Source organism: Pedobacter sp. UC225_61, assembly GCF_044452285.1.
Lineage (GTDB): Bacteria > Bacteroidota > Bacteroidia > Sphingobacteriales > Sphingobacteriaceae > Pedobacter.
Window position 1 is genome coordinate 505,341 of sequence record NZ_JBIOAL010000001.1, and the last position, 21,471, is coordinate 526,811.

The 21,471-nt window shown below is 33.4% G+C and carries 21 protein-coding genes and 1 pseudogene; 4 read left to right on the forward strand and 18 right to left on the reverse strand.

Features of this window, described 5'->3' with window-relative positions:
* Nucleotides 1-32 precede the first annotated feature (32 nt).
* Entirely contained in the window at nt 33-620 is a 588-nt protein-coding gene (locus tag ACHMWN_RS02470) for a DUF4136 domain-containing protein (protein ID WP_397297465.1), read from the forward strand.
* On the opposite strand, the gene lspA is transcribed toward ACHMWN_RS02470, so the two are convergent.
* From lspA to rsmI, 5 genes are all read right to left on the reverse strand, one after another.
* Nucleotides 617-1,135, reverse strand: coding sequence for a signal peptidase II (lspA, locus tag ACHMWN_RS02475; protein WP_397297466.1), 519 nt, complete (start codon nt 1,133-1,135; stop codon nt 617-619). The two genes, ACHMWN_RS02470 and lspA, sit on opposite strands and share 4 nt — an antisense overlap.
* Nucleotides 1,136-1,153: 18 nt before the next feature.
* Nucleotides 1,154-2,773, reverse strand: coding sequence for an apolipoprotein N-acyltransferase (gene lnt / locus ACHMWN_RS02480; protein ID WP_397297468.1), 1,620 nt, complete (start codon nt 2,771-2,773; stop codon nt 1,154-1,156).
* 103 nt (nt 2,774-2,876) lie between these two features.
* Nucleotides 2,877-3,170 carry a GIY-YIG nuclease family protein gene (locus ACHMWN_RS02485; RefSeq protein ID WP_397297470.1) on the reverse strand — a complete coding sequence of 98 codons (294 nt, stop codon included), beginning with the start codon at nt 3,168-3,170 and terminating at the stop codon, nt 2,877-2,879.
* Nucleotides 3,171-3,281: 111 nt separating this feature from the next.
* The gene (locus ACHMWN_RS02490) at nt 3,282-3,926 is read right to left on the reverse strand and encodes a PH domain-containing protein (RefSeq protein ID WP_397297472.1); all 645 of its coding nucleotides are present in this window, start codon (nt 3,924-3,926) and stop codon (nt 3,282-3,284) included.
* Nucleotides 3,926-4,648 (reverse strand): 16S rRNA (cytidine(1402)-2'-O)-methyltransferase, encoded by a 723-nt coding sequence (rsmI, locus tag ACHMWN_RS02495; protein ID WP_397297474.1) that lies wholly within the window; start codon nt 4,646-4,648, stop codon nt 3,926-3,928. The genes ACHMWN_RS02490 and rsmI overlap by 1 nt, the downstream gene beginning before the upstream one ends.
* A gap of 86 nt (nt 4,649-4,734) precedes the next feature.
* Between rsmI and serS the strand changes: the two genes are divergently transcribed.
* Nucleotides 4,735-6,006 (forward strand): serine--tRNA ligase, encoded by a 1,272-nt coding sequence (serS, locus tag ACHMWN_RS02500; protein ID WP_397297475.1) that lies wholly within the window; start codon nt 4,735-4,737, stop codon nt 6,004-6,006.
* Between the two features lie 158 nt (nt 6,007-6,164).
* Here the strand turns inward: serS and ACHMWN_RS02505 are convergent, their stop codons facing one another.
* From ACHMWN_RS02505 to ACHMWN_RS02565, 13 genes and pseudogenes are all read right to left on the reverse strand, one after another.
* A complete protein-coding gene (locus ACHMWN_RS02505) occupies nt 6,165-6,476 on the reverse strand; it encodes a hypothetical protein (RefSeq protein WP_372819380.1) in 312 nt (103 codons plus the stop codon).
* A gap of 97 nt (nt 6,477-6,573) precedes the next feature.
* Nucleotides 6,574-7,269: an SIMPL domain-containing protein gene (locus ACHMWN_RS02510; RefSeq protein WP_397297476.1), complete on the reverse strand. Its 696-nt coding sequence runs from the start codon at nt 7,267-7,269 to the stop codon at nt 6,574-6,576.
* A gap of 898 nt (nt 7,270-8,167) precedes the next feature.
* Entirely contained in the window at nt 8,168-9,025 is an 858-nt protein-coding gene (locus ACHMWN_RS02515; RefSeq protein ID WP_397297478.1) for a DUF4349 domain-containing protein, read from the reverse strand.
* A gap of 227 nt (nt 9,026-9,252) precedes the next feature.
* Nucleotides 9,253-9,468: a hypothetical protein gene (locus ACHMWN_RS02520; protein ID WP_397297479.1), complete on the reverse strand. Its 216-nt coding sequence runs from the start codon at nt 9,466-9,468 to the stop codon at nt 9,253-9,255.
* 64 nt (nt 9,469-9,532) lie between these two features.
* Nucleotides 9,533-10,306 carry a 5'-nucleotidase, lipoprotein e(P4) family gene (locus ACHMWN_RS02525; RefSeq protein ID WP_397297481.1) on the reverse strand — a complete coding sequence of 258 codons (774 nt, stop codon included), beginning with the start codon at nt 10,304-10,306 and terminating at the stop codon, nt 9,533-9,535.
* Between the two features lie 122 nt (nt 10,307-10,428).
* Complete coding sequence (atpG, locus tag ACHMWN_RS02530) at nt 10,429-11,310, reverse strand: ATP synthase F1 subunit gamma (RefSeq protein ID WP_397297482.1); 882 nt, start codon at nt 11,308-11,310, stop codon at nt 10,429-10,431.
* A gap of 59 nt (nt 11,311-11,369) precedes the next feature.
* A pseudogene (atpA, locus tag ACHMWN_RS02535) lies at nt 11,370-12,942 on the reverse strand (F0F1 ATP synthase subunit alpha).
* A gap of 142 nt (nt 12,943-13,084) precedes the next feature.
* Entirely contained in the window at nt 13,085-13,630 is a 546-nt protein-coding gene (gene atpH, locus ACHMWN_RS02540; protein WP_182923337.1) for an ATP synthase F1 subunit delta, read from the reverse strand.
* A 36-nt stretch (nt 13,631-13,666) separates the two neighbouring features.
* Nucleotides 13,667-14,161 (reverse strand): F0F1 ATP synthase subunit B, encoded by a 495-nt coding sequence (gene atpF / locus ACHMWN_RS02545; protein ID WP_397297485.1) that lies wholly within the window; start codon nt 14,159-14,161, stop codon nt 13,667-13,669.
* Nucleotides 14,162-14,245: 84 nt separating this feature from the next.
* Nucleotides 14,246-14,446 carry an ATP synthase F0 subunit C gene (atpE, locus tag ACHMWN_RS02550; protein ID WP_055132568.1) on the reverse strand — a complete coding sequence of 67 codons (201 nt, stop codon included), beginning with the start codon at nt 14,444-14,446 and terminating at the stop codon, nt 14,246-14,248.
* 37 nt (nt 14,447-14,483) lie between these two features.
* Complete coding sequence (gene atpB, locus ACHMWN_RS02555) at nt 14,484-15,617, reverse strand: F0F1 ATP synthase subunit A (RefSeq protein WP_397297487.1); 1,134 nt, start codon at nt 15,615-15,617, stop codon at nt 14,484-14,486.
* Between the two features lie 17 nt (nt 15,618-15,634).
* Nucleotides 15,635-16,021: a hypothetical protein gene (locus ACHMWN_RS02560; protein WP_397297489.1), complete on the reverse strand. Its 387-nt coding sequence runs from the start codon at nt 16,019-16,021 to the stop codon at nt 15,635-15,637.
* An 89-nt stretch (nt 16,022-16,110) separates the two neighbouring features.
* Nucleotides 16,111-16,338, reverse strand: a complete 228-nt coding sequence (locus ACHMWN_RS02565; protein WP_397297490.1) for an AtpZ/AtpI family protein — start codon at nt 16,336-16,338, stop codon at nt 16,111-16,113.
* Nucleotides 16,339-16,449: 111 nt separating this feature from the next.
* Between ACHMWN_RS02565 and ACHMWN_RS02570 the strand changes: the two genes are divergently transcribed.
* Nucleotides 16,450-19,236 carry a tetratricopeptide repeat protein gene (locus ACHMWN_RS02570; protein ID WP_397297491.1) on the forward strand — a complete coding sequence of 929 codons (2,787 nt, stop codon included), beginning with the start codon at nt 16,450-16,452 and terminating at the stop codon, nt 19,234-19,236.
* Between the two features lie 4 nt (nt 19,237-19,240).
* On the forward strand, nt 19,241-21,463 hold the full coding sequence (locus ACHMWN_RS02575; RefSeq protein WP_397297493.1) for a transglycosylase domain-containing protein: 2,223 nt from the start codon (nt 19,241-19,243) through the stop codon (nt 21,461-21,463).
* Nucleotides 21,464-21,471: the final 8 nt, after the last annotated feature.

Genomic DNA, 21,471 nt, shown 5'->3' on the forward strand with positions numbered 1-21,471 from the left:
TCAAAAATTGTTAAATGCTAAAATGATGTGCCATGAAAAAGATATTAATTTTAGTGAGCATTATGATAGGATTAGCATCATGCTCAAGTTATGATTACTATTCAGTTAGTAACAAACCCGTAAATACTACACGTTATAAAACCTATGCTTGGATTCCCGAATCTCAATCTAAAGCATCATCCACTTACAATAATGATATTGCAACAGACAAAATTGTGGATGCAGCAAGTGCTGAATTAAATAAAATAGGATTAACATTAAAAAATACAAATCCAGATTTATTAATCAAATATACAGCGGTTGTAAATAAAGAAATTAAAACTTATGATGAGCCTGTATATTATAATCCACCAGCAAGATTATCTCCAAGACTAGGTTATTATCGTGGTAGAGCAATATATTATTATACTTATACAGATCCTTTTCCAGTTTATGTAGGTAGCAGAGCCAGAAAAATGCAAGTGAAAGAGGGTAGTATAATGATTGATATTATAGAACGGAGAACTTCAAAATTAATTTGGAGAGGTTGGGCAGAAGGAGAAGTTAACGATCCGCAAAAGGCAATTAATGATATTCCTAATGTAATAGCTAATATATTTAAGAAACTGCCTAAGGCTTAAATATTGTTTTCTAAAGAGGCTGGCTTAATTATTTTCCTTTTTAAAGATTGGATAAATAAGAGAGCTATGCCTATCATGATAGAAACATCGGCTAAATTGAAAATACCAGTTCTGAAAATTCCAAAGTCTAGGTGAAGGAAATCTGTAACGGAGCCAAATAAAATGCGATCATAAACATTACCAATTCCACCTCCTATTAAAAAACATAGACCGATTTGAACTCCGCTTGATAATTTGTTTTTACTGAGTACATAAAATAAGCCATAGCCTAATACTAAAACTGGCAAAATACTCAATAAAATAAATCTAACAGCTTCGGGTAAATTATTTCCAGCACTTAAAAACGCACCCGTATTCTCTACTTTGGTTAATATAAAATGATTTTTAATGATGCTGATATTTTCATCGTAATCAATTTTTTGTCTTACAATGCTTTTTGAAACTTGATCGCAGCCAATATTTAAAGCAACTATTGCCAAAATTAAAATCAATCTTATTGTTTCTTTCTTTTTCATGATCTTTTTATACCAGCTTTATTTTTTTATCCATTTGTTGTAAGGAATAATTAATGCCAACACTACTGCTAAAGCTGAGAATAATTGTGCTAATATATCACCACTATTAACGTAGGTTGTTATAGAATCGTTCAAATTGATGTCGGCTTTTAAAGCAGCTCTTGTCCACCATTTAGATTGTTTAACTACATCACCCCGTTGATTAATAAATGCAGAAATACCCGTGTTTGCGGAGCGAACTACCCACCTACGTGTTTCAATAGCTCTTAATTTTGCATATAATAAATGTTGATCTTTGCCTGAGGTATTTCCCCACCATCCATCGTTTGTAATTACTGCGATAAATTGTGCTCCATTTTTTACTGATTCACCAATCCAATTTCCCCAAAGGGATTCGTAACAAACTATTGGGGCTACCCCAATTCCACTTTGTGAATAAAAAACCGCTGGTTTCTCTTGCCAACCCCAGCCTGATGCACTGCCACCTAAACCTTCAAAAACTGGAGCTAAGAAAGAAAACACCTTAGGAAATGGCATTTTTTCTACTCCAGGTACTAATTTGGATTTGTGATAGAACTCTACTTCTGCAGAATTTTCTACTTGCATTGCTGCATTATAATTATCGTACCAAGCTGTACCTTCTTTAGATTGTTTAGCTGAAATCGTCTCTTTTGTATTATACCATTTTACACTTTCAATTCCTGTAATTAACGTTCCATTTTTGTACTTGCTTAAAAATTGTTGAGCTTGTAAAAAATCTGGATTGCTTCTTATTTTTTCTTCATCAGCATACCTTGGTAAAGCTGTTTCTGGCCAAATAAAATACTCAGTGTTTACTTGTCCAACAAAATCTGATAAATGAGTTAGGATATCCAATTGTTGTTCAGGACTAATTGATCCATATTTCTGATAAGGGTCAATATTTGGTTGAACCACTACCACATTAACTGGAACAGATTTCTCTTTGTAACTATAATACGTAAATAACGAAAATCCGATAGGTAATGCAACTACCAATGCAAAGCTTAAAGTTGATTTTAACTTCGAATCATTGTTTTTCCAAGCTTTGTAAGCCTCAAAAGCTAAAATATTACTTAACAAAATCCATAATGAGCCGCCGTACACGCCTGTATATTCATACCATTGTGCCAGTTGATGCATACCTGCAAATCCATTGCCTAAATTCATCCATGGAAAAGCTAAATCCCAACTTTGGTGGAGGTATTCCATAGCAATATAAAAGGAAATCAATCCTAAATAAGCGATTTTGGTGTTTACTTTTGTTGATAACTGATAATACAACCAAAATGCGAAAGTCATTAATAATGCACCTAAGCCATATGGAATAAGTGATACCAATAAAGAAACTACAGCACCAATAAAACCCGCATTTGAAGCGCTTATAGCATTATAAACCCAATAAATACTAGCGGTATTCCAAACTAAAAAAGTTAATCCTGCGGTTAAGAAAACACGTTTGCCAGTCTTTTTTTGTTTTTGATCAATAGTATAATTTAATGCAATAAATAGTGGCACTAAACCAATTAGCAATAAAGGAGCTAGCCAAATATGTGGTGGCCATGCTAGCCATAATATAAATGCGCTTAATAAGGCTAGTAGATAGTTCTTTTTGGTCATTTTATTATATGTCGGTCGTCATGCTGAATTTATTTCAGCATCTTTCATGCTATTCCATTTTTCAGCTATATCCTGAGTAAATTCAAGACAATCAGCTTATTTGTTATTCTAACTTAAAAAACAAATCATCCCAATTCGGATTTTCAGAATTAATTAAATTAATTTTCCAAGCCCTTCGCCAATTCTTTAACTGTTTTTCTTTACCAATAGCCTCTTCAATGGTACTGAATTGTTCATAATAAACTAATTTATTACAATTGTATTTAGCAGTAAAAGATTTTGGATATAACTTTTCTTTATGCTCTATACTTCTAAAATATAGCTCTGAAGTAACACCAATGTATAAAACGGAGTGAATGAAGTTTGTCAAAATATAAACACAACCACCTCTTTCCATTTTTACAATCTTATTTAATCTGTCGTCATGCTGAATTCATTTCAGCATCTTTTATAGTATTGCTCACCAACTAAACAGACCCTGAAATAAATTCAGGGTGACGGTTAGCTTCTATAAACTATCTAGAATAGCTGATTTTTTACTTTCGTATTCTTCTCTAGTAATTAACTGCTTATCGTAAAGTGTTTTCAGCTTTCTCAATTTCAATGTGGTTTCATCTTCTGGTTCTTCAAGTTGAACTTGAGGAATTACGATGGCTTCTTCAATTTCAATTGGTGTTTCGAATGTACTTTGAACAACAGGCGGCACATTAATAGCTGAGGCTGAAGCACGATTTTCTTCTAATTTTTGTTGTCTAGTTAATTCTTTAAATGCTTCTAATTGTTCATTTGCAGCTTGATGTAGTTTTCTAGCTTGTATTTTAGGAATAAATTCCGTTACAATATTTTCACCATGCTGCGGTACGCAGATAAATTTAGAACCAAAAAATTCTTCTTTAAAAGAAACCTCTTTAATGTTTTTCCAAGAAATATCTTTAAAATTCATCGTTAAGCCTAAATTTCCAGGCTCACAATAGAAAATGCGTTTATTGCTAATTGCAATGCTATCTGGTAGCAAGTTTACTGCTGGTTTTTTTTGTACAGCTAGGTATAAAATTTCTTCACCACTAGTTAGTAAATCATTTAATTTTCCAATTACTTTTTCTACTGCCTTTGGATCTTGTTCGTCACTTAAAAATCTATCTATTGAAATCATTATTTATCTTGTTTGTATTTGTCTTTATTCTTTACTGCTTTTTCTTTTTCTGGTTTTCCAGCAACACAAATTACGAATTCTCCTTTTAATATATTGTTTTCGAAATGTGATTTTATTTCTAAAACTGTACCACGAACGGTTTCTTCGTAAATTTTTGTTAATTCTCTACTTACAGATGCTTGTCTATCTTCTCCTAAAAACTCTGCAAATTCTTCTAAGGTTTTTAATAATCGATGCGGACTTTCATAAAAGATCATTGTACGCTCTTCATCTGCCAATAGTTTTAACCGCGTTTGTCTTCCTTTCTTAACAGGAAGAAATCCTTCAAAAACAAACTGATCGCTTGGCAAACCAGAATTAACTAAGGCAGGAACAAAGGCTGTTGCACCTGGCAAACAATTTACTTCTATCTCGTTTTTTAATGCTTCTCTTACTAAGAAAAAACCAGGGTCAGAAATTGCTGGAGTGCCTGCATCAGATACTAAAGCTACGTTTTTACCTTCTTTTAAAAACTTAATAATTTCTGACGTTGCTTTATGTTCGTTGTGTTGATGATGCGAATATGCCTTTTTATCGATACCAAAGTGTTTCAACATCGGCGCACTTGTACGCGTATCTTCAGCCAAAATTACATCCGCTTCTTTTAAAATACGGATGGCTCTAAAGGTCATATCCTCTAAATTGCCAATCGGTGTAGGTACGAGATATAGTTTTCCATCCATTGAGATGTGAGATTTTTAGATATGAGATTTGAGAACTGCTAACTGAGAACTGAAAACTCTTGCTATCTTTGTAAAAAAATAAAATAATGCTGCAAGTTAACTATATCCGCGAAAATAGAGAGAAAGTTTTAGAGCGCTTAAATGTGCGCAATTTTAAACAACCCGAATTGGTAGATCAAATCATTTCTATAGATGAAGAACGTCGCCAAACTCAAACTTCGTTAGATAATCTTTCAGCAGAAGCTAATGCAGCCGCCAAACAAATTGGCGAATTGATGCGTAATGGCAAAAAAGAAGAAGCTGAAGTGATAAAAGCTCAAACTGCTTCTCAAAAAGAAAGTATCAAATCTCTTGGTGAAAAACTGACAGAATTAGAGCAAAATCAATTTAATCTGCTTGTTCAATTGCCTAATTTGCCTTACCATTTAGTTAAACCAGGCACAACGCCAGAAGAAAATGAAGTAGTTTTAGTGCATGGTGAGCCTGCAAAATTACCAGCAAATGCCAAACCACATTGGGAGTTGACGGCTAAATATGATATTATTGATTTTGAACTTGGCGTAAAAATTACGGGTGCGGGTTTCCCTGTTTATAAAGGGAAAGGAGCTCGTTTACAACGTGCTTTAATTAATTTTTTCTTAGATGAAGCAGTTGCAGCTGGTTATAAAGAAATGCAAGTGCCTCATATGGTAAATGCTGCGTCTGGTTTTGGTACTGGTCAATTACCAGATAAGGAAGGACAAATGTATCACTCTACAGTTGATGATTTGTATTTAATACCAACTGCAGAAGTTCCAGTAACTAACTTATACCGTGATGTAATTTTAAAGGAAGAAGATTTACCAATAAAAAATACTGCTTATACTCCTTGCTTTAGAAGAGAAGCCGGTTCTTATGGTTCACATGTACGTGGTTTAAATCGCTTACATCAATTTGATAAAGTAGAATTGGTACAAGTTACTCACCCTGATAAATCGTACGAGACACTTGAAGAAATGAGTACTTATGTGCAATCACTTCTACAAAAATTAGGATTACATTACCGCGTTTTACGTTTATGTGGTGGCGATATGGGTTTTGGTTCAGCAATGACGTACGACATGGAAACATGGAGTGCTTCTCAAGAACGTTGGTTAGAAGTTTCTTCAGTTTCAAATATGGAAACTTTCCAAAGTAATCGTTCAAAAATACGCTTTAAAGGAAAGGAAGGTAAAACTCAATTGGTGCATACCTTAAATGGAAGTGCCTTGGCTTTACCTCGAATAGTGGCATCAATTCTAGAGAATTATCAAACTGAAAAAGGTATAATTATTCCTGAAGTATTAAGAAAATATACAGGATTTGATATCATAGATTAATCAACAACATCGCGTCATTGCGAGGTACGAAGCAATCCTAAAGCTGTCACATAAAACATTGTAAGATTGCTTCGTACCTCGCAATGACGAAATGTATAAAATGAAAAAGCCCCCGAATAATCAGGGGCTTTTTCATTTATATAGGATTGAGTACGTTCTTACAAGATTAAAATCAATAATAAAATAATGATAATAATTGCACCAACTGAAAGGTAAACACCACCAGACAAAGCACGAGCTTTATCTTTCATTTCTCTCAATTCTTTACGCAATTCTTTTTTCTCAACTCTGGTTAAATTAGATTTATCCATTTTACGGATTTCTTCAACTCTGTTTACAATTTTTTCAAATTGAACCTTTTGTTCAGCGGTCATTTCTGTTTTTGGTTCTTTTTTATCAGCAGCCGAAACAGTATTGGTGCTAATTCCTAATGTGAAAATTAGTACGAGAGAGTAAATAAATTTTTTCATGTGATTTTGATTTAATGGTTAATTAATGGTAAGATAACAAAAAACCTACCAATATGTTTGGTAGGTCTTAAAAACGTTATTTAATTTAAGTAATTAACTATTTAATTTCAAAAACTGCGTTTACAGTAAAATTCAGCTTTATTTTTTTGAAATCAATTTCTTGAGCAGGTGCAGCAGCATCGGCCATCTCGGCTTTCATCATGTAGTTTCTGTATACAGGTTGTACTACATTGTCGCCACCATCTTGTATTTCTAGTACACCGCCTAACTTTTCACCAAGAGCAGTAACCATGTAATTTGCTTTATCTCTTGCAGCCAATAATGCTTTTATTTTAAGGTCTTTTTTTAGCGTTTCCATTTTGCTATAATCATAACTTTCAATGTTAGTGCTTGCAATCCCTTTTACATCTATAGCACTCATAATTTCATTGAATTTGTTTAGATCGCTTACTTTTAAACGGTATTGTTTGCTTGCTAAAAAATCAGGATTTTTCTTTTTCTCTGTCGCATAATTGTAGCTTGATACATTATTAATCATTAAATCCTCTTTTGAAATTCCTGCTTTTAAAACTGCATTATACAACTGATTTTCCAACTCTGTAATGTCTACTCTTTTTTTACTATTGTTATCTTTCAAATACTCTTTTAAAGAAATTCCGATGTAAATAATATCTGGTGTTACTTCTGTTTCTGCCGAACCACTTACGTTAATCTTTTTTCTCAAATCTACTTGTTGAGCCATGGCACTTACACTAAATAAGGCAACAAAGGCTAGTGTTATTAATTTTTTCATGTTATGATATTTAAATTGTGTGTTATACCAATCAGATGTAAAAACCGTACCAATTCCACAGAATTAATTTTATTTTTTATTGCTAAGAACATAACATTCACATTTACAAAAACTTATATATGAATATATTTTAGATTTTTAGAACGCTTAACTTTTCACTATTTGAGAATAGCTTAGCGAAGCTACACCCAATTAAATCAATCGTAAATCGCTTACCTATAGAAAATCAATAAGATCGTAATTGTTTACCTGCAAACATTATGAGCTGGTATGTATTATGACCCATTGTCAAGAAATTTCTATCTCAAACATTGTTACATTAAGGTAGCATGGAACATCCTCTGTTAAGACTGTTAACCATTTTACATTTAAAAGATCCCTTAGCATTTTATAAGAAGACATCACTAAGAGATTGTTTTACTAAGTCTATTATTTTAGCCCTTTTTAAAAAGTCTGCCACTTAAATTTAGCGTTTGGATGTTTTTTCACCTCTATTTTTCAGTTTTTCCCAATGGGAAAAGGGCTTTGCATAATAGGAAATGTCCTTTGCGTGATGGGAAATGTCTTTTGCGCAATGGGAAATGCTCTTTGCGTGATGGGAAATTGTCATTTCCTATCGAGAAAAGCTCTTTGCGTGACGGGAAATGTCCTTTGCGTAACGAGAAATGTCCTTTGCGTGACGGGAAAAGCTCTTTGCGTGATGGGAAATTGACATTTCCTATCGGGAAAAACCAAATTTCCGTATCGAAACGTACTTATACCTACAGGGTTTGGCCAAATTAAACAGGTTTTATAGCGAATAGTATAGGAATGATACAAAACAACACATTTTAACTATGTATACCTTATTCTTACCGCTTTTACACGAATAGATTAAAAAGAAATTGGTTTCAAGATATTAAATTCGTCGCGAACTACCTTTTCTAATCCAATACCTAACTCCAAAAAATATTAAAAAACCTAATGCAATAATTGCCCACAAGCGTGATAAACCCAACAAGAATTCTTTAAAATATACCCATCCATCAATAATGTTTAAACCTAACCGTTGGAAGAAACCAGGGCGATAATCGTATAAATTATCATTGCCAACAATTAAAGTGTTAACCGTATTGTCTTGATAGAAATTAAGCGTTATTGTGCTAAATTTTACGCGATTATCAATAGTCATATTCTCGATTTTCTTATCTACGTAATCGTCTTTTATATACAATGATGTTTCCACATTTTTCCCTTTTCGAGTTGCTGTTTTATTGATGGTATTCATCGCATCAACTCTATTTTGAACTTTGAGTTTATTAGCCAAATAGGTGATACTTTGATCATCCATTTTCATTGCCTGATGATCAACGAAAACAGCCATTTTTGCAACTGTATTCGTAAAATCATCCAACTTTTCTGAAGGAATTTTTGCAATGAGAAATCCTTCTTTACGATAAGAAGTAATTTCTTTCAAGGAATCTACACTGTATTTTACTTTGTCACTTTCTTGAATTGAGCTTTCGATAGAAAATTCAGCAATTGTTCCACCTTGTGCTTTTATAGTGGCGCTTAACTGTTCTTTTGTTTTTTGAACATCTTTAACACGAAACCGCATATCTGCAGTCTTTATGATTTTCGCAGTTGAAGTTGTGTCAATAGATGCTACAGTGTCGGATAATACCATGGCATTTTCAGAACTTGCATAATCTTTTTTTTCCGAGTTGCAGCCAAACATAGCTATGATGATAGCGGCACAAAATAAATATCTTTTCATTATTTCTAATTGTTTAAGGTGTCAAAATCTAGTGCCAATTGATACAGCTTGCCCATAACAATTTTAGCATTAAAATTTGTTTAATTTATTTGTACCGGCCGGTATTGCTTAATGCCAATAGGATGCAGAAGTAACCTTAAATTCTTACGAGTAACAGAAATAATACGAAATAAAAAATCCTCTCTGGTTATTACCAAAGAGGATTAATACCTATAATAATAGTCTATTTATTTTGCGTCTAAAATCTTAAAAACAGCTTTAAAGCTCCAAATTGTACCAATTAATAAGATTACCCAACATGCAATTGAAAGTGCAGTTGAGTCGAAAGCAAAGCGTCCAAAAACACCTACAACACCAATTAAAATTCCTACTAGTAATGATTTATATATCGAAACTTGATTAGCAGATTTCATGCTTTGGTCTCTTTCTTCAGATTGTTCCATTGTTTTTTCTTTTAAAATTTTCTGCTACAAAAATAATATTAATTAGCTAAAATCAGCATACAATTTAATAACTTTTAAGCTTTTCAAATCTTTGTTTTGCTTTGTCTGCTTCGTTCAACTTATCGCCTGTGTATAAGAGTTTTTCCCAATCACCATACATAGGATTTGGCAACACGATAAAACGAGTTCCAAATAGGTTTTGCAGCAAATTAACCTGTTCTTTTGTATCTTTTCCTTCACGGTAAAATACATTTGAAAAATCGCTCAAATTATCTCCGCATAACAATAAAACATTATATTTTTCAAGTACTTTTTGTCTGCGTGGTTCTTTATCAGAAGTAGTAGTTTTTAACAATAAATGTGCTTCATCAGCATACGGAAACCCAAATTTTTGTAAGTTCTTTAGTGTGCCATCATGGTCTGCAATTTCTCTATTGGTTACATAAAAAGTTTCTACATTCTTACTAGCCGCAAATTTTAAAAATGCTAAAGCTCCGGGAACTGTATCAGCCTGCGCTAAAGAAGTCCATTTAGTCCAGTCCTTTTGCACATAACTCACTCCATTTTTCACTTCATGTCCTTGAAAAGCAGAATTATCCAAAATAGTTTCGTCTGCATCAACAATTACACAATTTGGTTTAGTATTCGCTTGATTCCATAACGCTTCTTTTAGTGATAATCGAGCAAAATTATAGGCTTGAAAAGACAGTGCCCTATATTCGCCACTGTACTGTTGCCATAAAACTGCATTGGTATAATCTCTACTTGGTGTTAGCGCTTGTGCAAATGATAAAATAGGTAGAATGCTAAGCATCCAAAATATAAACTGTTTTTTCATTGGTTTTTGTTTTTATCAAAGATAAGCCTTAGAAATGTTTTAAAGCAAAAAACCCTTACCAATTATGATAAGGGTTTTTATATTTTTGATCCTTCGACAAGCTCAGGATGACAAATTAGTGTTTATCCATTCAATGCTGCTGCACCACTTACAATCTCTGTCAACTCTGTTGTAATTGCAGCCTGACGAGCTTGGTTATATGCTAATTTTAATGCTTTAATCAAATCTCCAGCATTTTCTGTTGCTTTATCCATTGATGTCATACGAGCACCATGTTCAGAAGCATGAGAATCTAATACTGCTTTATATAATTGAGTTTTAATTGATTTAGGAATTAACTGTCTTACAATTTCTTCTTGATTTGGCTCTAAAATATAATCAACATTTGATGTTTTAACAGTCTCCTTAGTTTCTGTTTTAGGCAATGGCAATAATTGTTCTGTAGTTAAAATCTGCACGGCAGCATTTTTAAAACGATTATAAACCAATTCTACTCTATCAAACTCTCCCTTTTCAAAACCAGCCATAATAGCTTCTGTAATTTTAGTTACATTTTCGAAAGTTAAAGCCGAGTAAACTTCGTTATTGTTTCCAACTACTTTGTAATTACGTTTTTCGTAAAAATCTTGCGCTTTTTTACCAATAGCAACGATACTTACATTGCCATTTTTAAGTTGTTCACTATATTTTTCGGCAATTAAAATATTCGCAGTTTTAATTACATTCATGTTAAAAGCACCAGCTAACCCACGGTTAGATGATACCACAACAATTAATACCTTATTTGGCTCACGTTCCTGAATAAAAGGAGATGAAGCGCCTTCTAAACTGGCAGAAAGATTTCCTAAAATCTCTTTCAATTTAGTAGCATAAGGACGTAAAGCCACAATAGCATTGGTAGCACGTTTTAACTTTGCAGCCGAAACCATTTTCATAGCTTTGGTAATCTGCTGGGTAGATTGTACCGATGATATACGAATTCTTACTTCTTTTAAATTAGCCATTCTTGTTTAGTATAAAGTAGTTAGTCTTAAAATTTTAAGACCAACTACTTCTTATCTAATTAATATTTACTTGAAATCTCTTTTGCCACAGTTTCTAACACTTCAACTGCATCATCTAACTTACCAGCTTTTAAAGAAGCTAAAGCTTCTGGATGACGTAATTCTAATGCTTGTAAAAACTCAGCTTCAAATTCTTTTACTTTGTTTACTGGAACAGAACGCATTAAGTTTTTAGTACCTAAATAAACAATCGCAACTTGTTTCTCAACAGTAAACGGAGAGAATTGAGCTTGTTTCAACATCTCTACGTTACGAGCACCTTTATCTAAAACAGATTTAGTAGCCGCATCTAAATCAGAACCGAATTTAGAGAACGCCTCTAACTCGCGGTATTGAGCTTGATCTAATTTCAATGTACCAGCTACTTTTTTCATTGATTTAATTTGTGCATTACCACCTACACGTGATACCGAAATACCTACGTTAATTGCCGGACGTACACCAGAGTTAAATAAATTCGACTTCTAAGAAAATCTGACCATCAGTAATTGAAATTACGTTAGTTGGGATATAGGCAGAAACGTCACCAGCTTGAGTTTCGATAATTGGTAAAGCAGTTAATGAACCACCACCTTTCACAATTCCTTTTAATGATTCTGGTAAATCGTTCATATTTTTTGCAATCTCATCATTCTGATTGATTTTTGCAGCACGCTCTAACAAACGACTGTGCAAATAAAACACGTCACCTGGATAAGCCTCACGACCCGGTGGACGACGTAATAACAACGACACCTCACGGTAAGCTACTGCTTGTTTAGATAAATCATCATAAACAATTAAAGCTGGGCGACCAGTATCACGGAAAAACTCACCAATTGCAGCACCCGCAAATGGAGCATAAAACTGCAATGGAGCAGGTTCAGCTGCAGATGCAGCAACAACTACAGTATAAGGCATTGCACCGTTTTCTTCTAACGTACGTACAACGTTTGCTACTGTACTTGCTTTTTGTCCGCAAGCAACATATATACAGAATACAGGATTTCCTGCATCATAAAATTCTTTTTGATTGATAATTGTATCGATACAAACTGCAGTTTTACCAATCTGACGATCACCAATAACCAACTCACGTTGACCACGACCAATTGGAATCATTGCATCGATTGCTTTGATACCTGTTTGTAAAGGTTCAGTAACTGGCTGACGATAAATTACACCTGGTGCTTTACGCTCCAAAGGCATTTCATAAGTTTCACCTAAAATTGGTCCTTTACCGTCGATAGGCTCGCCAAGTGTGTTTACAACACGACCTAACATACCTTCACCAACTTTAATAGAGGCAATTTTTTTAGTACGTTTAATTGTATCCCCTTCTTTGATTTCGTCTGATGGGCCTAATAAAACCACACCAACGTTATCTTCTTCAAGGTTTAAAACGATACCTTGCAACCCGTTTGCAAATTCAACTAGCTCACCACTTTGAACTTTAGTTAAACCGTAAACACGAGCAATACCATCACCCACTTGTAAAACGGTACCAACTTCTTCCAATTCAGCTTCCGATTTAAAGCCTGACAATTGTTGTCTGATAATTGCCGAAACTTCGTCTGGTCTTACCTCTACCATAATTTTTATTTTGATTTCTTTTTGAAAATATAAATCTTGTACTCTTTTGTTATTTCAGTCCCGCTTTCCACTTTACTTCGTGTCCGCTTCAATCGGGTTTATATATTAGCGTTCGGTATTTCTTCGTTTGCTTTTTCAGCAATTAAGCTACACCTTGTGCAAATTCTTTTTTCAGTTTACTTAAACCGCTGGCAATACTTGCATCAAACTGCTTATCACCAACTTTTAAAATAAAACCACCAATTAATTTCTCGTCAATTTTCTCCTTAACAATAACTTCTTTAGCGCCTAATTCTTTTTTAACCAAGCTAACTATTTCAGCTCTGCTTGTATCAGTTAATGCAATAGCAGATGTTACTTCAGCAGTTACAATTCCTTTAATTAAGTTGTATTGTGCAACAAATTGTTTTGCAGTATCAAATAAGATTGCAGAACGACCTTTATTTACTACTAGCTTTAAAAAGCTATTGGTAATTTTATGAACTTTGTTACCAAAAACATCCGTCAAAATCCCTAATTTCTTATCTAAAGGAACAATTGGATTTTTAAGGATCGCTTCTAATTCACTATTATCATGAACGATCTTTTCAAATAACACCATATCGTTTTTAATTTCCTCTAAAGCGTTTTGCTCTGTAGAAAGGTCAATTAACGATTTTGCGTATCTAGCTCCTGCTTTACCTGACATATTCTTTTACTTGTAAGTTATACGTGTAATTATAACTTAATTTAATTCAACATCTTTTAACAAGCTTGTAACTAAGTCTTGTTGTTTTGCTTTATCATCTAATTGACTACGTAAAACACGTTCAGCAATATCTAATGATAGTGTAGAAACCTGACCTTTTAATTCAGCCAAGGCTGCTTTTTTCTGATTTTCGATCTCGATACGAGCTTTTTCAATCAATTTAGCACCCTCTGTTTGAGCAGATGTTTTAGCCTCATTAACAATAGCGTCTTTCAGCTTTTTAGCTTCTTTCAGAATTTCATCACGCTCAGCACGAGCTTGTTTCATTAAATCTTCATTTTGAGCAGCCATTTCAGCCAATGCTTGTTTAGCAAGCTCAGCTTTATTTAAAGCGTCATCTATTGAACTTTCACGTTCTTTAATTGCCGCTAATACTGGCTTCCAAGCAAACTTGCCCAAAAGAAACATTAACAATAAAAATGCTATTGTTTGAAATACAACTAAACCAACTTCAGGTATTAATAAATCCATTTCTGTATATATTATAATTTTTTTCTTGTTTCAAATAATAACCATTCTGTAAAACAATCTTATACAGAATGGTTAAGGGTGTTATTACATTAACGCAACAACAACCGCGAATAAAGCAACCGCCTCAACGAAGGCAGCAGCGATTAACATCGCAGTTTGAATTTTTGAGGCAGCTTCTGGTTGACGAGCGATACCGTCCATAGCAGAACCACCAATACGTCCGATACCTAGACCAGCGCCAATCGCAGCTAATCCTGCACCTACTGCAGCAATACTTCCTGTAATCATGATTTTATATATTAATTGTTAAAAATTAAGCTTATTAATGGTGTTCTTCTACTGCCATTCCAATAAATAAAGCAGAAAGAATAGTAAATATAAATGCTTGAATAAAGGCAACCATTAATTCAATACCACCGATAAAAATAGCGAATGGTATAGAAGCTGCAGATACCCACATGCTGTTAAATACAAAGATCAAGCAAATTAATGAAAGCACTAAAATGTGTCCAGCTGTAATGTTAGCAAACAAACGAATCATTAACGCAATTGGCTTAGTAAAAATACCAATTAACTCTAATGGCATTAAAAATATTTTCATTGGAACAGGAACACCTGGCATCCAAAAAATGTGTTTCCAATAATGCTTGTTACCATTAAATACAGTAATTAAGAACGTAGTTAAAGCCAAAACCATAGTTACCGCAATATTACCTGTTAAGTTAGCACCACCTGGTAAAAAAGGAACCAAGCCTAACATATTATTAAACCAGATAAAGAAGAAAACGGTTAAAAGATATGGCATGAAACGTTCATGTTTATGACCTAGATTTGGTTTAGCAATATCATCTCGTACAAACAAGATAATCGGCTCTAACCACGACTGTAATCCTTTTGGAGATTTGCCTTTACGTTTTTTGTAACCATTAGCAACACTAATGAATACAACCAATAATAAAACAACCGAAATTAACAGCGTACAAGTGTTTTTTGTTAATGAAAAATCTAAAGGACGAGCATTTGTGGCGTGATGTTTTTCATCAAGCTCTACATATTGACCATGCTCATTTGCTGTTGCCGATGCCAAGTAAATTTTCTCATGCATCTTAACAAAGCGTTCACCATCTTTCTCTACTACAACTTTTGCATCATCATCATGATTAAAATCATTTGAATTAAAAGTTATCAATTTACCGTTAGCATATAACATTACTGGCAAACCAATATAGGTTTCACCAATCACGTGCCAACTGTGAGAGTCTGCAATGTGATGCAAAGCAAACTTTCCAATCTCAAACTTTTTCTTTTCTGTTGTTTCAGCATGAGTATTCTCAACATTATGCACAGTATCAGCTTGAGCTTTTACACCAAGCGAAACCATGAAAAACGCTGAAAAAAGCGCAAAAACAACAATTAACCTTCTAAACTTAAACTCAAAAACGTGGCTACAATCCATTTACTCGCAGATTTTTACTATTTATTTTGGTGGCGCAAGTTACGTAACAAACCGTATATTTCAAAACCCGTAAACAATAAATATAAAGAAAAAAAATTGAAGACAAATACGAGGTCTTTTCCTTTATGGTTTAAGCTGTAAATCAGCACAAAAGCCATAGAAAAAAGCATCTTTACGGCAATTGAGCCCATAATTGCCAAAACACCCGTTTCTGGATTACGTTTTATCCCTAAATAAGCTACTATATAAGCGATAAAAGTAATACCTGCAATAAATCCAAAAACAAGCCAAAATTTATTACTTAACAGGTTTAGATTTGGGAAAGCATAGGTTAATCCGACAATAATTCCTATTAATAATAAGGTATATAAAAGATAGTATAAAATGAAACGCGGTAAACTCAAAATCTATAATTTTAAGGCAAAGGTATAAGAAAGCACTGATATTAGGGCTTTCATTTTGCAATTAATGCTGGGGCAAATAGAAGATTATTTTACTTTTTATTTGTTAAAGACCTAATTACCATAAATAAAGACATAACAACTCCTAGCAAACCTAACATAGCGGTGTAAATTGATTTTGTGTTTCCACTATTCTCATCAATTTTATACCCTATAAATGCAAATAACCCAATTGTAGCTAACATCTGAAAAGCTATACCTGTATACTTTGCGAAATTACTAGCCTGTTTATCTTTATCATTATCCTCAAAGTTTGTCATAATAACTATTCTGTTAAAAATATAAGTTCAAATATTAAAAATTTACTGTCAAATAAAATATTTTTGCATACATTCTGTTATCTTGTAAAGTTATACGCAATTCTTAAATTCTTGAACAACTACGCAAAACTCAGCGCAAAAATTATTCTATCTTGCCTAAGCATAACCATTTTTATTGGTTGCTCTACGCAAAAAGATAATGCTACAAACAGAAGTTTACAAAACCTATCTGCCCGTTACAACTACATTTATAACTCAAATGTTTTATTAACAACTTATCAGGATGATCTTTCTCAGACCTACAAAGATAATTATGATGATTTTTTGGCAGTTTATATCGCTCCTGCAACTTCAGATTATCTAAATCCTATTGCTACTACTGGCAATGCCAAATCATTAGATGAGATTACACAAAAGGCTCAAACAATTATTAGCGAAAAAAACTTTAGCAATTATATTGATGAAGCGTACATCCTTCTAGGAAAAACAAATTTTTATAAGGGTAATTATTTTACTGCGGTAGAATATTTTGATTATACTGCAAAAACTTATAAAAGAAATAAGGACGTCTTTTTAAGTGCGATGACATGGAAAGCTCGTAGCTTAATGCAATTGAATAATTATGAAAAAGCAGAACTTACCTTAGATACTGTAAAAGCAACATTAGATTCTGTTAAAAGTGAAAAAGCAGAACCATTGGCTACGTTAGCACAAATGAGCATTTATCAGCAAGATTATAAAGAAGCAATTGGTTTTTTAGAGCAAGCGATTAAGGAAACTAACAAAATACAAAGTAGAACTAGATGGCCCTATATTTTAGCTCAACTATACGAATATAATAAAGAGTACGATGCTAGTTTACACAATTATACAAAAGTTGAGAATAGCAATGCGCCTTTCGAAATGTATTTTAATGCAAAGCTGAGTAAAATTCGAATTAATGATTTTTTGAATGCACAAACTTCAAACCGCAAACAGCAATTACTTAAGTTATTAAAGGACGATAAAAATTTCGATTATACCGATCAGATTTATTATGAGGTAGCTGAAGATTATTTTGCGGATAAGGAGTATAAAAAGGCAGAGGAGTATTACAAATTATCTGTTCAAAAAAGTGTAACTAACCAATATCAAAAGGGCTTATCGTATTTAAAAATTGCCGATCTCAACTTTAAAAATCTCGGCGATTATGTGAATGCTAAGTTATATTATGATAGTGCAGTAACTACGTTACCTAAAAATTATCCAGGCTATGAAGGGATTCTTAAAAAAGCAGAAAATTTAGAATATTTAACTCAACGATACCAGTTAATTGCAAATGAAGATACATTGCAGCTTATTGCTCGTTTACCAGAACAGGCTCGTGAAAAGAAATTAAGCGAACTATTTGAACCGAAAAAGGAAGTTTTATCCACTAAATCTATTGATAATGGTAAGGTTATAAAAGCAGACGATCCTATAAAAACGCAAAGCAACGAAAAGTTTTATTTTAGCAATAACAATGCAATTAGCAGAGGTTTTACAGATTTTAAAAAGCGCTGGGGGAATAGAGTTTTAGAAGATAATTGGAGACAAAGTGTAAAGTCATCTGCTCAGGTTAATCAACAAAATCAGTCTGCTGCAATTGGTAATTCAACTAATCCATCAGATATTCAAACTGCAAACGCTGATAAAGAAACACGAATTAAAGAATATACAGCATTATTACCTTTAACAGCAGATCTGATGGTTAAGTCTGATCAAAGAATAGTAGATGCTTATTTCGAAATTGCTGGATTTTATCAACAAGTACTTCAGGATGAAGAAGAGGCTATCAAGGTTTATGAAGAATTATTAGCAAGATATCCACAAAACAATCATTTAGACGCAATTTATTATAGCTTATATCTTGGTTATGCAAAAGCAGATCAAGCCAATTCTGCGTTGTATAAAAATAAGGTGTTAGCTCAATATCCAAATTCTGTTTATGCTAAAACCATTTTAGATCCTAATTTTTCAGCGAAACAAAATGCTTTAGATTTAGAAGTAAATAAAATTTACAATACTGTTTTTGGTCGTTATGAACAAAAAGATTTTCCTGCTGTAATTGCTGCTGTAAATGAAACCAATCAACGATTCCCAGGGAATGCATTGCAAGCTCAATACGATTATTTAAAAGCTATCGCCATTGGTCGTACACAAAACGTGGATAGTTTATTGTTAGCCTTTAACACTATTATTTCCAAATACCCAGATGATAAACTGATAAATCCATTAGTTTTAGATCATATAAATTACATTAATGCTAATTTACCTGCATTTAAAGCAAGAAAAATTGCACTTATTGATTTTGATCCAACAGAACCTCATTTTATTTCGCAAGGAGAAAATAGTGCTGTCGTAAATAAGCCAGCGCTTATTGTAACTAGGTCAGAACCTGCAGAGGTTAAGCCTGTTGTTCCTGCCCCTACACCAGTTGTCACTCCTACTCCAAATACACCAATTAGCGCAAAATCGCAAGAAGTTAAAAATGAACCAGTAGTTAAACCTGTAGATAATTTTTTCAGCAAAGCGGAATCCGATCTTTATTATTATGTAATTAGCGTTAATGATATGAGCTTAAGTGTCAGCTCATCTCGTTTTGGTATTGGTCAATTTAATAGAGGAAATTATGCTGGAACAGGATTAAAGCATCAATTATTAGAACTAGATGAAGATCAATTAATTTTTGTTGGTAATTTTACCTCCTTAAATGAGGTAAGAGTTTATGCAGAAAGTATTACTCCGCAACTAGCAAAAATCATGAAAGTTCCTGTGACTACTTATAAAGGTTTTTATATTAGTAAAGAGAACTTCGACAAAATTAAGAATAGAGAACTATTAAATAGGTATATTGAGTTTTTCAAGAACAACCAGTAATAAAATGAATACATCCCTAACACCAGAAAACATAAAGAAATATAATCTCAGACTTTGGAAATTGCTCATTGGTGGCATGGTGTTTTTCGCTTTATTTATTGTTTCAATAGGTTTCGGGCTATTTGGCGATATTCCTTCCTTTAGAGCAATTGAACATCCAAAAAGTAATGAAGCAACCGAAATTCTTTCTGAAGATGGTAAAGTTATAGGAACTTACTTTGTTAAAAATCGTTCTAACATCAATTATAGCGAAATATCTCCAAATGTCGTAAATGCATTAATTGCAACAGAAGATGTCCGTTTTCTTTCTCATTCTGGCATAGACTTTAAGCGTACTTTTACCATTTTCGCCTATGCATTAATGGGCAAAAAACAGGGCGGGAGTACAATTACTCAACAATTGGCTTTAAATTTATTTTCTGAGGAAGGGAGACAAAAGAATTACTTTAAAAGAATAATCCAAAAATTTCAAGAATGGGTAATTGCTGTAAAATTAGAACGCAATTATACGAAGGAAGAAATTATCACCATGTATTTAAATACAGTAGATTTTGGTAATCAAGCTTTTGGGATTAAATCTGCTGCAAGAGTTTACTTTAATACAACTCCTGATAAATTAACAGTACCACAAGCCGCAGTTTTAGTTGGTATTCAAAGAGGTATTACAAGGTATTCACCAACTAAAAATCCAGAAAGATCATTAACCAGAAGAAATACAGTAATGGCGTTAATGGTTAAAGCAGATTTACTTACTGCTGAACAATTTGAAAAAGAAAAGGTAAAACCGCTAGATTTACATTTTAATGCAGCTACTACCAATGATGGTGTTGCCCCTTACTTCAGAGCCGTTTTAAAATCAGAAGTAAGAAAAATTTTAGAGGATCGCTCTATTACAAATAATGGCATTCCTTACGATTTAGATAGAGATGGATTGAAAATAACCACCACTATTAACTACGATATGCAAGTTTATGCTGAGCAAGCGCAAAAAGAATACATGAAAATTTTGCAACAGCAATTTACGAATAGTTGGAAAGGGCGAAACCCCTTTAAAGGAATGGAATTACAAATCGATCAAGGAATTAAACGTTCAGATCGATATAAAGCATTAAAATTAGAGGGGAAATCTGATGAAGAAATAAGAAAAGATTTTAATACGCCAAGCATGCTAACTATTTTCACTTGGAAAGGTGATATAGACACCTTGATGAAACCTATTGATTCTGTAAAATATTACAAATTATTATTGCGCAATGCGATGATGGCAATGGATCCTAAAACAGGTTACATTAAAGCTTGGGTAGGGGGAATTAATTTTGAGCATTTTAAATACGATCAAGTAAAAATGGGAACTCGCCAAGTTGGCTCAACGGCTAAACCATTTACATATGCGGTAGCCATAGAGAATGGATACTCACCTTGCTTTACAGTGCAAAACGAGCCTGTTACTATTTCGAACCCAGGCAGTCCTGACTGGACTCCTCGTTCATCTGGAACTTTACCTGGTGCAATTACCTTGCAAAAAGCTTTGGCCTATTCACAAAACTACATTGCAGCTTATTTAATGAAGCAAGTCGGACCGACCGCGGTAGCTACAGAAGCAAAAAAAATGGGTATAACCTCAGATGTTCCGATTGTACCTTCTATTGCTTTAGGCGTTTTTGACGCCTCTATTTACGATATGGTTGGTGCTTATGGTGTTTTTGCGAATAAAGGTGTTTGGACACAACCTACCTATATTTTAAAAATAGAAGATAAAAATGGCGTAGTGCTATATGATAGTAAACCAACCATAAAGGTGGTTATGAACGAAGAAGTTGCTTTTGTAATGACAAGAATGTTAAAAGGTGTAATTACTGGCGGAACAGGTTCAAGATTAAGCTATAAATATGGTATAAATGCACCAACTGGTGGAAAAACTGGAACAACTCAAAACAATTCAGATGGGTGGTTCATGGCAATTACACCTGATTTAGTGGCAGGTATTTGGACAGGTTGTGAGGACAGGGCTTTCCATTTTACAAGTACTAGAGATGGAGAAGGTGCAAATTCGGCACTACCTATTTATGCTGGTTTTATGAAGCGGGTATATGCTAATCCAAATTTAAAAATAAGCAAAGCTGATTTCGAACCTCCTAAAAACGGCGTTTCCATCGTTTATGATTGTAATCAATATCAGCAACCTGAACAGGACACAACTGAACTCGATAAAAAGTTAGGTTTCTAGTTTTATTA